The following is a 14681-nucleotide window of genomic DNA, read 5'->3' as shown; positions in this document are numbered from 1 at the left end:
GATGGGTCAGCTTTCTGTGATGGGGGATGTGCGGGGGCCGGAGCCGAAACCGTCCGGGGACGCACCGGAGTTGGGAGTCCGGAGCGCGTGGCGCAGCAGTGGCGGCGCGAGCAGCCCGCACGGCTCGGGCCCGGCGCGGAGCCCGGTCCCGGCGTAGTAGCGGTTGGCCGCCGACGGCGCGACCCGGATGCGGAGCTCGTTACCCCCGGGCCGCAGGGCGTCGGCGGGGACCGTGACGCGGTACGGCGCCCAGGCGCGCTGCCCCACCCGCACGCCGTTCACGGACACGGCCACCGCTCCGGCGACGGCCGGGAGCGTCAGCTCCAGCGGGACCGGCGTGTCGAGCCCGATCCGCCGCACATAGTCGGCGGTGCCCGCGAACGCCGGAAGGCCCTGGCGCTCCCAGCCGCATGTCACCGCGATGTCGCGGCGGGTGCCCGCCTCCTGGTACGCGTCCTCGGCGACCTCGAGCAGCCAGCCGGATTCGAGTGCCTCCGGCGCCGACCATTCCGGTGTGCCGTGCCCGGCCGCGGCCTCGGAATCCTCCGTGGCGTCCGCCCGACCGGAAGCGGGTTCCGCGTCCCTGCACACACGCAACAGGCGCAGCGCGTTCTGCTCCAGCCGCAGCGCGACCGGGTTCCCGGCCGCTTCGAGGGTGCGGACCGTGCCGTCGGCGGCCTCCCACTCCTCGATGTGCCAGGGCCCGTCGGGCAGCAGGAGTTCCACCGTCCCTTCGGTCTCGGTGAAGCACGCGAAGCGGAAGCCGTCGGCCGTGTCCGGGCCGCCGCGCCAGCGCACCGGCGAGCCCGCGGGCACACGCAGTGTCGGCTCAGTCTGTCCGCGCGGTGCGGCGAGCCCGCGCAGGACCGCTTCCTCGGGGACCGCATGGAACATCTCCACTGCGGGGGCGAGGTCCGCCCAGTCCTCGGCGGCGGTCTGCGGGCCCTCCTGGTAGACGGTGGGCGTCGCGCCACCGGCGAGCACCCGTACGCCCGATTCGGCAAGGCGGCGAAGTCGGCGCAGCGATGCGGCCGAGCGCAGCGTCGTCACGGCGGGGAGCACGAGCGCCCGGTACCGGCGGTCCCCGAAGCACACCGCGCCTTCCTCCACAGTGGCGGCGTCGAGATCGCGTTCGTCCACGAGGTGGAAGCCCACCCGGGATTCGCTGAGCGCGCGGGCCCACTCGCCCATCGCCGACGCCTGCTCGCCGAGCTGGCCCGCGGTCCACACCGTACGCAACGGGTACAGGACCGCCACGTCGCTCTGTGGTGAGACCGGTTCGAGGAATTCGCTCAGCCGCGCGCTCTCGAGCGCGAACCGCAGGTGATGTTCGGCGAACCACGGCTCGAAGTTGATGCCCGGGGGGAAGTCGAAGCGCGCATTCCGCAGCGACTCGTGATCGTCTCCATGGCCGTGGGTCTGGTAGAAGCCGTGGAAGATCATCTGTCGCATGCCCTGCAGATGGTGGTTGATCGCCGTTGTGCGCAACTCCTGCAAGGTGAGCCCCCAGTGACCGGACCACGGGGTCCCGCCTTCGGGCGGGGTGACGAAGTACTGCTCGACCATCGTCCCGCCGCGGCCGTGGTGGCGGGCGACCGAGTCGCCGAACACGGGGCTGAGCTGCACCAGGGCGTCCTGCGCGTCCACCGCGGTGAGGTCGCGGTAGCCGTCCACGCCGAAGTGGTCGAGCCCGAAGTTCACCCGCAGGTCCCAGTTCGCGAACGCGGTGTCGAGCGCCCAGCCGCCGACGTGCCCGAGGACTTCATGGCCGGACTGACGCAGACCGTGGGCGTGGCTCCAGGTGCGCAACTTGCCGAGGAACGTCTCCATCGCGTAGCCGCTGAAGTGCTCGTAGAACTGGGCGCGGAGGCTCAGCCGCTCCGGGTCGTCCCCGTCGAGCACGGCGGCGAGCACCTGGGGGGTCCGCCCGCCCCAGCGCTCCCGGATCGAGATGGCCAGGCTCTCGTGGAACGGCATCGCCGAACGCAGGTCTCCGGTGCGCTCCGCCCAGTCGTAGTACACGGCGTGCGGCTGGTCGAAGAACATATAGGCGACGGTGGAGCCGAAGAAGTCGCCCAGGGCGTCGGCGAAGGGCTGGTAGCCGGCCTCGATGAAGCGATCGACCGCGACCGGGTCGACGGGGTTCACGAGCCGGGAGGTCGCGCAGCGGGCGGAGACGAACACGATCGCCTCCGCATCGCCGGGCACGGGCTCGACGAGGCGGACACGGCACCCGTCGGCGGCGCCGTCCACGCGGCCGACGAGCTCGGGCCGCTCGGCGGCCGTGCCCTGCTCCCTGTCCACGGCTTCCGCAGCTTCTGTGGCTTCCACGGCTTCTGTGGCTGCTACGGCGTCCACGACGAGCGCGTACTCGACCCGCCAGTCGGCCCAGGCGACGACGCCGCCCTCGTAGTGCCAGTCCATCGCGGCCGGGCCGAGGTTCTCCGTCGCCGAGCGGATCCCGCTGAGCGAGCCCTCGCTCGCGCCCGCGGGGATCCGCACCCAGAACAGGTGCCGTTCGCGCAGCTCGTCGTGTCCGGTCACGGCCCGGCCCGCCGCATGACCGGTCTGCCAGTTGTAGTCGTCATAGATGCCGACGACCATGCCGAGCCCGGCGGCCGTTTCGACGGCCGTACGGCAGGCGGCGAGGTAGTCGTCGTCCAGGTAGCCCTCGATCGGGTACGACAACCGCGCCTGCACCTGGAAGCTCCGGATCCCGGCGTCGTGCATCTGCCGCACCTGGGCCCGGATCGTGTCCCCGTCGGGCAGCCGGTGCCAGAACCAGTAGGCGGCGGGCGCATGCCAGGGGTCCGGGTTCCGGAATCGGTGCAGCGCGGTCTCATGTGCGGACACGGGTGTCAGCTCCTCGGGCGGCGGCGCGGTCCGCAGGGGCCGCGCCGCCACCAGGTCGGTCAGCGTTCGGTGCGGTCGGCCACGTGGCTGACGGCCGGATCGGGACTCGGGAGCCCGGAGGTCTTCCCCCCGGGCGGGGTGTCTCCCGCGGTCACGAGCGAGTAGTCGGGCTTCGGGTCCAGCCGGAACCCGAACGTGAGGATCGCGTAGAGCGCGGCGCCGAGTGCCAGGGCGATGACGATGCCGAGCCCGCTCGACCCGAACACACCGGTACGGCCCTTCTCGGTGAGGAGGAACCCCGTGATCTTCGCGAAGTTCGGGTCGGAGCTGGTCACGAGGCCGAGACCGACGACGGTTCCGGTGATCAGGCTCAGAACCGCCGTCCAGCGCCCGTCGCGGCCGCCGTAGCCGCGCGGGTTCGCCATGTCGGTGTTCCAGCCCATGCGGCGCTGCCGGATGAAGTCGATGAGCTGGATGCCGCCCATGGTGCCCATCATCACGGCGATGAGCGACAGGAACGACTGGAACGTCGCGAGGAACGAGGTGGAGATGAACAGCAGGTAGAAGGCGCCCGCCGCGATGATGATCGCGTTGATCGCGGTCGTCACGGAGCGGCGCAGCGGTACGCCGACGGCCATGAGCGCGAGGCCGGAGCTGTACATGCCGGTGATGGCGGCCGAAACGAGCGAGATGACGATCACGACGGAGAAGGGAATGAAGAACCACATCGGCAGGAGCGCGGTGAGCGCCCCGATCGGGTCGGACGCCGTGGCCGCACCGAGCTTGGAATCCCCGCCGACGAGCAGCGCGCCGACGGCGAGGAGGATGACGACCGGCAGGCTGAGCCCGGTGACCGTCCAGCTGATCACGCCGCGCGCCGGGGTGTCGCGCGGGAGGTAACGGGCGAAGTCGCCGCCGTAGTTGAGGAAGCCGAGGCCGACGAGGGTCATCGCCATGATGATGCCGCCGATGAACACCAGCGGTCCGCCCGCAGGGGTGTCACCGAGATGCGCCCACGCGATCTCGGGCACCATGAATCCGAGGAACGCGACCGTCATGATGCCGGTCACCCACGAGATCCAGACCTCGACCTTCATGATGAGCTCGTGGCCGAGGACGGAGACCGTCATCGTCAGGGCGAGTACGAGCACGAACCACAGCACGATCGTGGACGTGGCGCTCGACCCGTCGGTGTCGGCGAACACCGACGGCCACAGCTTCGAGAACAGGTTCGCACCGGTGGTCGAGGCAAGGGTGATGATCGTCACCTTCCAGCCCATATTGGACAGGTAGGCGAAGAACGCGGGGATCCTGTTGCCCTTCATGCCGAACGCGAAACGCGTCTGGGCGAGGGTCGGCAGTCCCGTGCGGGGCCCGCCCACCGCGAGGATGCCGACGAGGGTGGCCGAGATGAGATAGCCGACGGTCCCGGCGACGATCGTCTGCCAGACGTTCAGACCGAGGCCGAAGACGAAGATGCCGTAGCTGACGCCGAGGATCGAGATGTTCCAGGCGAACCACACGGCGAACAGGCCCCGCGGCTTTCCGCGCCGTTCGGCATCGGGAACGGGATTGACGCCGTTCGATTCGATGGTCGTGCCTCTACGACCTTGCTGAGCCTCACTGCTCATGGAAGGGCGCCTTTCGACGTATGGCGATGTGGGGAGGGGCGGAGGGTTGGGCTCGGGGAAATCGTGGGTTCCGGTTCGAGGGGTGCGTCGACCGCGTCCGGGGACGACGCGGCTCCGCGTGAGACATGTGGCACGCGCCGTGCGCGGTGACCGCCATCGTGCCCGCGGTGGGAGGCGCGTACGGCGGTGAGGCGGAGCGCTAAGCGGTGGGGTGGACCGCTAAGCCGCCGGTGAGCGGGGTGGCGAGCGTGCCGGGGCCGAGGCCGGGGTTCACCGATCCGACGACAGGCCGCCGCCCGCCGGCCGCCGGGGCCCGCGGGCGGTCGTAGGGTACTCTCATCGCCGGGAAAACCATTTCCGAACCCAAGCACGCCGGCCCCCGCCGCGTCAATGGGTCGCCGCGACCGTCCTGATAGCATCGGCGGGCGGAAATCAGGGGAGATCAGGATGGGCGCGCGCATAGGCTTGAAGGACGTGGCATTGCGCGCGGGGGTGTCAGTGCCGACGGCGAGCCGGGTGCTGTCCGGCGTTCAGCGCAATGTCGATCCGGAGCTGGCGCTGCGGGTGCGGAACGCATGTGAGGAACTGGGCTACCGGGTGAACGCGGCGGCGCGGGCGCTGCGGATTCAGTCGACGGATTCGTTGGCGCTTGTCGTTCCGGCGATCGCGAACGCGTACTTCGCGGAGTTGGTGTCGGCGTATTCGCGCCGCCTGGATCTTCAGGGCAAGCGGCTGGTGACGATCGACACGGGCGAGAGCCCGGAGACCGAGCAGCGCCAGCTCGGCGCCATGGACCGGGTGCTGGTGGACGCGGTGCTCGTGGTGCCCGCGGCGTTCGAGCGGAGCGGCGCGGCGATCACGGAGCTCGCGCGGTCCAACCGCGTCGTGCAGGTCGACCGCCGCGCACGAGGCGTCGAAGCCCCGTCGGTACGGCTCGACAACGCGGCGGGGGTCCGCCTGCTCGTGGAACACCTGCGGGCGCGGGGCCGCCGCAGCATCCTGATGGTCGACGCCCAGGAAGACTCCTCGTCGAGCATCGAGCGCACCGCCGCGTTCCGCGCGCTCGCCGGACCGGACGACCGGGTTCTGGAAATGCCGAACTTCACGGTGGCGAGCGGCACCGACGCGGCGAAGCTCCTGCTCGCGGACCCCGGCGGCACAGACGCGATCATCTGCACCGCCGACACTGTCGCGCTCGGCCTGCTGACGGCGCTTCAGCACGCCGGTAAACGCGTGCCCGCCGAGTACGCGATCACGAGCTTCGACGGTACGTACATCTCCGACACCGCCGCACCGGGGCTCACCACCCTGGGCTCGACCGCCGAGCACATGGTCGAGGCCTCCCTCGCCCTCCTCGACGGCGGCAGCGATGACGTCGTCCTGAAACCCGAGCTCGTGGTCCGCGGTTCCAGCGGCTGACCGCGCCCCGGGCGGGAGCACGGGCGCCCTCTGGACCCATGCTCCCGCCCGCGGAGTGGAGGCCGACGATCAGACGCGGTCGGCGGCGATGAGCAGGTACTGGAAGGAACCGTCCTCGTAGGAGTTGATGAACGCCTTTTCAATGCCGGTGACCAGTGAGGACGTGGCCCGCAACTCCCAGTACGGCAGGGTCGCGGGAGTGAGGTCGATGACGGCCTGCGGTACGAGGCGGTTGTCGGCCATGGCGCGCAGGTACTCCCGGCGGGAGTGGATATTGCACTCGAAGTGCGCGTTGATCTGGGAGACATACTTCGAGGGCTGGCCGTAACGCGGGTTCCAGCAGCCGGTGATGGTCACATAGCGGCCGCCGATCGCGAGGATGCGGGAGTGCTCGGCGAAGAGGTCTTCCAGATCGACGTACATACTTGACTCGTTGTTCCACGAGGCCGCGGCCCGCCCGGTCTCGAAGGGCGTACCGAGCATGTCGCAGACGCGGGCGCGGACGTGGTCCTCGATGCCGAGTTCACGGGCACGCTGGTTGGCGAAGTCGGCCTGCTTGGCCGACAGCGTGACGCCCTCGACCCGGCACCCGAAGCGCTGGTGGGCCATGACCATCGAGCCGCCGCGGCCGCAGCCGGCGTCCACGAGTGTGTCGTCACGCTCGATCATGCCGAGGTGGTCCAGGAGGAGTTCGGCCTGTGCCGACTCCAGGCGGTGGAGCTCGGCGATCAACTTCTTCTCGTATGTGCTGTCGTCGGCGTCGCCGAGGGCGGTGCGGTCGACGTCTCCGATGCCGTAGTGGTGGTGGTAAAGGCCGTCGACATCGCCGAGACGCAGGTTCACCGGCCTGGCCTCGCGGTCCCAGTAGCGGGCGATGTCCCCCTGGTAGGGGGTCGCCGGGGCGGGGATGAACATGGCGGCGCTGGAGGAGTTGGCGACGTCGGCGCTGAGGTCGGTGCTGGTCACAGATGGTTCCATTCTTCTTACCAGAAATCGGGCAGGCTGTAGCGGAAGGTGTTGGTCTGGTGCCAGTAGTGGTTGCCGTCGACCCACGCGGCCACGCCCCGGAGGAAGCGCTGCACGGTCGGGACGGGGAGGGCGACGGCCACGGCCGCGGCTTCGGCCTCGAAGTCGTGCATCAGGTCGTTGTGGACCCCGACCGCCTTCAGATAGGCGTCGCGGTCGGAGAGGCCCTCGCGTTCGGCGATCACCACCGGCAGGTTCAGGTGTCGGCCCGGGGCGGCGAGTTCCTTGGTGTACGAGTACAGGTCGTTCACGATGGTGGTCGCGTTTCCGGCGAGCGCGATGACCCGCTGCATGGCGGGCTGGGCGTGCAGGTCGGCCGGTAGTTCGTAGCCGCCGACGGTGTCGGTGATGGTGGGGCAGGGGCGGAAGTTGTTGAACTGGCGCATCGCCAGGTACTCCCACACCTCGGGGACGTGGTCCGTCTGCGCCCAGGCGGCCTCGGCGAGGTACCCCATGTGCAGACGGGCCATGTCGTGCCGGAGCCGGTCGGCCTGGGAGGGTCCGGCCGCCTGGACGAAGTACTCCATGGCGGACCGGTAGGCGCGCCGGGGCGCGTCCGAGTGGAGCGACTCCGCCCACCGCGGCTGGTACTCCCGCGTCGTGTGCAGGGCGTCAAGGGCGGTGTGCGCCAGCAGAAGGCGTCCACCGAGGCCGATGGGCGAGCCTCCGTGGTCCTCGCAGTAGCAGTCGTCCACCGCGTTCTCCGCCACCATCAGGCGCGTGGCGAGCATCAGGTGGTCGACGGTGGGAGCGTCCGGATGGCAGGCGACCATGTAACGCCCCACGGAGAAGCCGTCGAACTGCTCCTCCCACTCCTCGGGATACAGGTCGACCTCGTCCAATGCCCAGGCCTTGATCCTGCGGCCGACCTCCTCCACCCGCACGGCGTCGGGTTCCGGCACCGGGTGGTGGTAGAGGCCCGGGATCGGGTTGCCTTCCGCCGGAACCGCCGACGGCGTCGGTGGTGTCGGCGGCGTCGGCGGCTCCTCGCGCCGGGCCAGGTGCAGGCCTGCCGTGCCGAGGCCGCTCGGACCACGCAGGATCCGTTCAACGTCGGCCCCGGGCGTTCGCACCTCGGCGGCAGGGATGTCGTCGACGGGAGGCGGGGCGGGCGAGGAAGGCACAGGAGGGCGGACAGCGGTGGCGGCCTTGATGTCATGGGCGCGGGCGGCGGCCTCGGAGAGGACGTTCGCCCCGGAGCGGGAAGCGGCCGCAGGCAGGCTCGATTGCGGAGGGGAAGGCTCAGGGGCGGGCATGCATGACTCCTCGAAAGGGAGGGGCAAATGTTCAGGAATCCATCCAGATCCGCAGGAACACTAGTGGCTGGTATGCCCAGTTGGCCCTGAGAAGCCATTGACGTTAACTCGATAAGATGATCTAGTCCGGCGCGATGTTTGCCCGGGTGGCCGACGATCTGAGGAGCGTCGGCCGGTCAACTCGCCTTCGCGCGATACGGAGTTGCCTGACCCGGAACCATCGCCGATGCCGATGCCGATGCCGATGCCGATGCCGGTGCGGCGGGCGCGGGCAGCGGTGTCGGCGATCCTCTTCGCCCATGGTGTGAATCTGTAAATCAGATCGCCTTCCACGGAAACATCTGTTGGACAGAACTATGGCCATGTCCAAGGATCCCTCGTGCGGTGGCCCGGTCAACGCGACACCGGGATGGACCACCGCCTGAGCGGAGGCTGAACGTTGAGTGAAGAGACCGAAGTAGTCGTCGTCGGGGCGGGCCAGGCGGGCGTGGCGATGAGCGAGCACCTGGGGGCCCACGGTGTGCCGCACATCGTCCTGGAGCGGCACCGTATCGCCGAGCGGTGGCGGTCGGAGCGGTGGGACTCCCTGGTGGCGAACGGGCCCGCCTGGCACGACCGGTTCCCGGGGCTGGAGTTCTCCGGCGTCGACCCCGGCGTCCACTCCGACGCCTTCGCCTCGAAGGACCAGATCGCGGACTACTTCGTCATGTACGCCGAGAAGATCGGTGCCCCGATCCGGTGCGGTGTCGAGGTGACCTCGGTACGGAAACACACCGGTCGGCCCGGCTTCCGGGTCGAGACGTCGGAAGGCTCCGTCGACGCGCGCTTCGTCGTGGCCGCGACCGGGCCGTTCCAGCGGCCCGTGATCCCGCCCATGGTCCCGGACGGTGCCGTCCCCGTGCAGATCCACTCCAGCGCGTACCGCAATCCGGAGCAGCTCCCCGAGGGCGCGGTCCTCGTGGTCGGGGCCGGGTCCTCGGGGGTGCAGATCGCCGACGAGCTGCGCCGGTCCGGTCGCCGGGTCCTCCTCTCCGTCGGTCCGCACGACCGTCCCGCCCGCGAGTACCGCGGACGTGACTTCTGCTGGTGGCTCGGTGTGCTCGGGCGCTGGGACGCGGAGACGCCTCCGCAGGGGGCCGAACACGTCACGATCGCGGTCAGCGGCGCGCGCGGCGGCCATACGGTGGACTTCCGCGCCCTGGCCGCCGACGGCATCGAGCTCGTCGGCCTGACCGCGTCCTACGACGACGGCGTGCTGCGCTTCGCACCGGATCTCGCCACGAACATCGCGCTCGGCGACGCCAAGTACCTCGAGCTCCTCCGGGCGGCCGACGAGTACGTCGAGCGCAACGGGCTCGGCCTCCCCGAGGAGCCGGCGGCCCACGTCCTCGGGCCGGACCCGGCAGGCGTGGCCGACCCCCGGCTGGAGCTCGACCTGGCCGGGGCCGGGGTCACCTCGATCGTCTGGGCGACGGGCTTCGCCACCGACTACAGCTGGCTCGAGGTCGACGCGTTCGACGAGCACGGGCGGCCGGACCAGCGGCGCGGTGTGTCGTCCGAGCCCGGTGTCTACTTCCTGGGCCTGCCCTGGCTGTCCCGCCGCGGATCGAGCTTCATCTGGGGCGTCTGGCACGACGCCCGATACGTCGCCGACCACATCACGACCCAGCGGGGCTACCTCGCGTACGGCGCCGGGGACCGGCCCGGCGCCACGCCGACCGCCTGGAAGAACTGAGCAGCAACGAGGAGCAGATGATGACCTCCACGAGCGAGGGCCGCCGGGCGAAGGCCGTCAAGGCCCCGATCGTCGCCGGCGGGCACACCCGGATCCGTCCGTTCAACACCCGCGACACCTATCCCGAGCAGAACCTCGACAACGACCTCTGTCAGGCCGTCGTCGCCGGTAACACCGTGTACGTCCGGGGCCAGATCGGCCAGCACCTCGACACCAGCGAGTCCGTGGGCATCGGCGACGCCGAGGCGCAGGCCGAACAGGCCATGGCGAACATCGAGACGCTGCTCGAAGAGGCGGGCAGCCGGATGGAGCACCTGGTCAAGCTGACCATCTATCTGATCGACCCGCGCTACCGCGAGGCGGTGTACCGCACCGTGGGCCGCTGGACCAAGGGCGTCCACCCGATCTCCACCGGCCTGGTGGTGTCCGCCCTGGCCCGCCCGGAGTGGCTGTGCGAGATCGACGCCGTAGCCGTGATCCCCGAGGAGCAGCAGTCATGACGTTCTCCCTGGTGGTCCGCGACGGCGAGCGGTTCGGCATCGTGGCCGGCTCGTCCAGTCCGGCGGTCGCCGCCCGGGTCGCCCATCTGCGGCCCGGGATCGGCGCGGCGGCTTCGCAGAACGTCACCGACCCCACGCTCGGCACGAGCCTGCTGGAGGGGCTGGCGGACCACGGTGACGCGGCACGCGCCCTGGCCGGTGTCACCGGCGCGGCGCGCAACGCGAAGTCCATCGCCTACCGTCAGCTGACCGTGGTGGGCCGCTCCGGGCCCGGGTTCGCCTACAGCGGTTCGCACACCCTGGGCACATACGCCTCGGCCACCGCCGAGGGCGCGGTGGCGGCCGGCAACATGCTGTGCGGCGAGCACATCCCCGGCGTGCTCCTCGACGCGTACTCCGCGGCCCCGGGGGAGCTGGAGGAGCGGCTGGTCACCGCCCTGCAGGCGGCCGTCGCGGCCGGTGGCGAGGAGGGGCCGGTGCACTCCGCGGGCCTCGCGGTCGTCGCGGACGTGGACTGGCGGGTGACCGATCTGCGCGTGGACTGGGCCGATGACCCCGTCGACCGGCTCGCCGGACTCCTCGCCGTCTGGCTGCCGCAGCGGGACGACTACGTACGCCGTGGACTCGATCCCGCCTCCGCCCCCTCGTACGGCGTGCCGGGCGATCGGTGATGGGGGTGATGGGGACATCGGGGACATCGGGGCCGCTGAAAGAGGCCGCCCGGCACGAGGTCGAGCGGCACGCCGAGGAGCTGATCCGGCTGTCCGAGCGGCTGCACGCCGACCCGGAGACCGCCTGGGAGGAGCACCGGGCGGCGGCCGCCGTGCCCGAGCCGCTGGACCGCGCCGGATTCGACGTCACCTCCTCCTACCTGGGCCTGGACACCGCCTTCCACGCCCGGTTCGGCAGCGGGCCGGTCCGGATCGCGCTGTGTGCCGAGTACGACGCGCTGCCCGGCCTCGGCCACGCGTGCGGGCACAATCTCATCGCGGCGAGCTCGGTCGGCGCCGCGCTGGGCCTGGCCGCCGTCGCCGACGACGCGGGCCTCACCGTCGAGGTCTACGGCACCCCGGCGGAGGAGGGCGGTGGCGGCAAGGTCGAGATGCTCGACCGGGGCGCCTTCGCGGGGGTGGACCTGGCGATGATGGCGCACCCGGCGCCGGTGGACGTCGCCGAGGCCCGTCCGTTCGCGGTCAGCCACTCCAAGATCTCCTACACCGGCAGCTCCGCGCACGCCGCGGCCTACCCCGAGGCCGGGGTCAACGCGGCCGACGCCTTCACCGTGGCCCAGGTCGCGATCGGGCTGCTCCGCCAGCAACTGCCGTCCTCCACCCGGGTGCACGGTGTGGTGACCCACGCCGGGGACGCCCCGAACGCCATCCCGGAGCGGGCCACCGGCCGCTGGTACGTCAGGGCGGAAACCCTCGCCGAACTGGCCCGGCTCGAACCACGGGTCATGCGGGCCTTCGAGGCGGGCGCCCTCGCCACCGGGTGCGAGCTGGAGATCGAGCCGGAGAGCAAGCCGTACGCGGAGTTCCGTAACGACGAGACCGCCCTCGGCCACTACCGCGCGAACGCCCTCGCCCTGGGGCGGGAGTTCGCGCCCCCCGGGCAGGCCGCCCGGATGAACCGCGCCTCCACCGACATGGGCAACGTCTCGCAGGTGGTGCCCGCCATCCACCCCTACATCGGCATCGGCTCGCTGCCCGCCACCAACCACCAGCACGAGTTCGCCGCGTTCTGCGTGGGCGGGACGGCCCAGCGGGCCCTGCTGGACGGCGCGACGGCGCTGGCCTGGACCGGTGTGGACCGCGGCCCGGCCCGATCCGCGAGCCACTGACCGAGGCGGGACCCGCACAGCTCCGGCTTCTTCCACCCCATCCCCAAGGAGGCGCGCAATGCCCACCACTCACACCGACGTCACCACGACCGAGGTCGAGGTGGCCACCGACGCCGTCGCGCTGCGCAGAAGCGTTGCCGCGGGAGCCGTCGGCGTGTTCGTGCACTGGTTCGACTGGGCCGCCTACGCGTATCTCGCCGGTACGGTCGCGACCGTGTTCTTCCCGGACGAGAACAGCACCACCGGACTGCTCGCCGTGTTCGGCGTGTTCGCCGTGTCCTTCGGCATCCGGCCCATCGGTGCCATGGTGTTCGGGCCGCTCGGCGACCGGATCGGCCGCAAGCGCACGCTGTCGCTGGTCATCTTCATGATGTCCGGCGCGACCCTGACCATAGGTCTGCTCCCCGGCTACGCCGCGATCGGGGTCGGCGCCCCGGTGCTCCTGGTGATCCTGCGTCTGATCCAGGGATTCGCGGCGGGCGGCGAGTTCGGCAGCGCGGCGAGCTTCCTCGCCGAGAGCGCCCCCCGGCGCCGCCGCGGATTCGGGGTGAGCTGGCTGGAGGTCGGCTCCCTGCTGGGCTTCCTCGCCGGATCGTTCGTCTACCTGCTGCTGTCGACCGGGCTCGACGAGGCCCAGCTGACCTCCTGGGGCTGGCGCGTCCCCTTCCTCATCTCCGCGCCGCTCGGCGTCATCGGCTTCATCATCCGCAACAAGATCGAGGACACCCCCGAGTACCGGACACTCGAGGCCAACGACGCCGTGCCGCGCACCCCCGTACGGGAGCTGCTCCGCCACCACAAGCGGCAGCTGCTCCAGGCGGCGGGTCTGATGGCGGCCATGCATGTGCCCTTCTACGCGGTGCTGACGTATCTGGTCACCTACGAGACCGACCACCTGGGGCACTCGGCAGGCAACGCGGCCCTGCTGTCCACGGTGATCTCGCTGCTGGGGCTGGTGCTGGTCCCGGTGTTCGGGCTGCTGTCCGACCGCGTGGGACGCAAACCGGTCTTCGTCGGCGCCACCGCGGCCCTCCTGGTCGCCGCCACCCCCGCGTTCCTCCTCATGCGGACCGGACTCGCCGGAACCTGGATCGCCGGTCTGCTGCTCGGCGCGATCCTCGCCGCGATCCTCGGCACCTACGCGGTGTGGTCGGCGGAGATCTTCCCCACCCGCACCCGCCAGAGCGGCCTGTCCATCGCCTACAACCTCACCGCCGCCCTGTTCGCCGGCACGGTGCCGTACCTGATGACCGTGCTCATCTCGGCGACCGGCTCCACTCTGCTGCCCGGCCCCTACCTGATGGTGTTCGCCGCCGGCGGTCTCATCGCCGCCATGTCCCTGAAGGAGACCGCCGGGTCCGCCCTGCTGCGCCCCGAGGACGTCGCCGACGCGCCCCCTGAGCGCCCATAGGCGCCGCCGCACAGGGTCGGCACCCGCCGCCGCATAGGGTCGGCACCGGCACGGACACCGATCACCAGGCGCGAGGGTCACGCATGACGTCACCGGTGGGTTTCACCCTCCTGCAACTCCGCTACTTCCTCGAGGCCGCCGAGCGCGGTTCGATGACGGAGGCGTCGGGGGCGCTCCACATCGCGCAGTCCGCCGTGTCCGCGGCCATTCACAACCTGGAGCGCGATCTGCGGGTGCAGCTGTTCATCCGCCGCAGGGGCCGGGGACTGACCCTGACGCCCGCGGGGGAGCGGCTTCGGAGCCATGCGCGGGAGCTGCTGGCCCGTGCGCGTGAGGTCGAGCGGGAGGCCAGGGGAGACGGCGAGACGATCTCCGGGCCGGTGGCCGTCGGCTGCTTCGTGACGCTGGCCCCGTACTATCTGCCGCCCCTGTTCAGCGAGTGCACCCGCCGCTACCCGGGCATCGAGATCGACGTGGTGGAGGCGGAGACGGATCAGCTCGTCCAGGCCCTGGGCGCGGGGCGCATCGACTTCGCCCTCACCTACGGCCTGGGGCTGTCGGCAGAGCCGGACCTGCGCAGCGAGACCATCGCGCGGGCCCCGGCCTACGTCATCGTCCCGGCCGATCATCCGCTGGCCCGGCAGGGCACCGTGGAGCTGGCCGAACTGTCCGCGGAACCCCTGGTCCTGCTCGACCTGCCGCACAGCCGCGACTACTTCCGCTCGCTGGTGGCCGCCACCGGCACCGCGCCCGATGTCCGCTACCGCACCCGGAGCTATGAAACGGTGCGTTCCCTGGTGGCCCGGGGGCTCGGATACTCCGTGCTGAACCAGCGGCCGGCGACCAGCCAGACCTACGGCGGCGGCGAGATCGCGGAACTGGAGCTGCGGGACGGAAGCCCGCCGCTCGAAGTCAAGATCGCCTCGGTGAAGGGCATGACCCAGACCGCGCGCGCCCAGGCCGTGATGGGGCTGCTGCGGGAGGTCGCCGCCCCCACGGTCCCGTGATGG

The 14681-nt window shown here is 71.0% G+C and carries 11 protein-coding genes; 7 read left to right on the top strand and 4 right to left on the bottom strand.

The genetic code is table 11. The features are described 5' to 3' along the window. Nucleotides 1-6: 6 nt before the first annotated feature. Nucleotides 7-2853, bottom strand: a complete 2847-nt coding sequence (locus tag J2Z30_RS05310) for a hypothetical protein (protein WP_044578564.1) — start codon at nt 2851-2853, stop codon at nt 7-9. Between the two features lie 59 nt (nt 2854-2912). Then, the gene (locus tag J2Z30_RS05305) at nt 2913-4484 is read right to left on the bottom strand and encodes a purine-cytosine permease family protein (RefSeq protein ID WP_209468561.1); all 1572 of its coding nucleotides are present in this window, start codon (nt 4482-4484) and stop codon (nt 2913-2915) included. Between the two features lie 390 nt (nt 4485-4874). On the opposite strand from J2Z30_RS05305, the gene J2Z30_RS05300 reads away from it, so the two are divergent. Then, entirely contained in the window at nt 4875-5903 is a 1029-nt protein-coding gene (locus J2Z30_RS05300) for a LacI family DNA-binding transcriptional regulator (RefSeq protein WP_245387592.1), read from the top strand. 69 nt (nt 5904-5972) lie between these two features. On the opposite strand, the gene J2Z30_RS05295 is transcribed toward J2Z30_RS05300, so the two are convergent. Both J2Z30_RS05295 and J2Z30_RS05290 read right to left on the bottom strand, forming a co-directional pair. Continuing rightward, entirely contained in the window at nt 5973-6869 is an 897-nt protein-coding gene (locus J2Z30_RS05295; RefSeq protein WP_044578567.1) for a geranyl diphosphate 2-C-methyltransferase, read from the bottom strand. 17 nt (nt 6870-6886) lie between these two features. After that, nucleotides 6887-8185, bottom strand: a complete 1299-nt coding sequence (locus J2Z30_RS05290) for a family 2 encapsulin nanocompartment cargo protein terpene cyclase (protein WP_044578569.1) — start codon at nt 8183-8185, stop codon at nt 6887-6889. Nucleotides 8186-8624: 439 nt separating this feature from the next. On the opposite strand from J2Z30_RS05290, the gene J2Z30_RS05285 reads away from it, so the two are divergent. From J2Z30_RS05285 to J2Z30_RS05260, 6 genes are all read left to right on the top strand, one after another. Further along, on the top strand, nt 8625-9920 hold the full coding sequence (locus tag J2Z30_RS05285; RefSeq protein ID WP_078957052.1) for a flavin-containing monooxygenase: 1296 nt from the start codon (nt 8625-8627) through the stop codon (nt 9918-9920). A gap of 20 nt (nt 9921-9940) precedes the next feature. Next, nucleotides 9941-10420 carry a RidA family protein gene (locus J2Z30_RS05280; RefSeq protein WP_209468560.1) on the top strand — a complete coding sequence of 160 codons (480 nt, stop codon included), beginning with the start codon at nt 9941-9943 and terminating at the stop codon, nt 10418-10420. Further along, the gene (locus J2Z30_RS05275; RefSeq protein ID WP_044578570.1) at nt 10417-11091 is read left to right on the top strand and encodes a DUF1028 domain-containing protein; all 675 of its coding nucleotides are present in this window, start codon (nt 10417-10419) and stop codon (nt 11089-11091) included. The genes J2Z30_RS05280 and J2Z30_RS05275 overlap by 4 nt, the downstream gene beginning before the upstream one ends. An 8-nt stretch (nt 11092-11099) precedes the next feature. Beyond that, nucleotides 11100-12260 carry a M20 family metallopeptidase gene (locus tag J2Z30_RS05270; RefSeq protein ID WP_245387591.1) on the top strand — a complete coding sequence of 387 codons (1161 nt, stop codon included), beginning with the start codon at nt 11100-11102 and terminating at the stop codon, nt 12258-12260. Between the two features lie 58 nt (nt 12261-12318). After that, nucleotides 12319-13671: an MFS transporter gene (locus J2Z30_RS05265; RefSeq protein WP_044578574.1), complete on the top strand. Its 1353-nt coding sequence runs from the start codon at nt 12319-12321 to the stop codon at nt 13669-13671. Between the two features lie 83 nt (nt 13672-13754). Next, nucleotides 13755-14678 carry a LysR family transcriptional regulator gene (locus tag J2Z30_RS05260; protein WP_044578576.1) on the top strand — a complete coding sequence of 308 codons (924 nt, stop codon included), beginning with the start codon at nt 13755-13757 and terminating at the stop codon, nt 14676-14678. The last annotated feature ends 3 nt before the right edge of the window (nt 14679-14681 follow it).

Origin of the sequence: Streptomyces iranensis (genome assembly GCF_017874715.1) — a bacterium.
GTDB classification, from domain to species: Bacteria; Actinomycetota; Actinomycetes; order Streptomycetales; family Streptomycetaceae; genus Streptomyces; species Streptomyces iranensis.
This window is presented reverse-complemented; position numbering and strand designations above follow the sequence as displayed.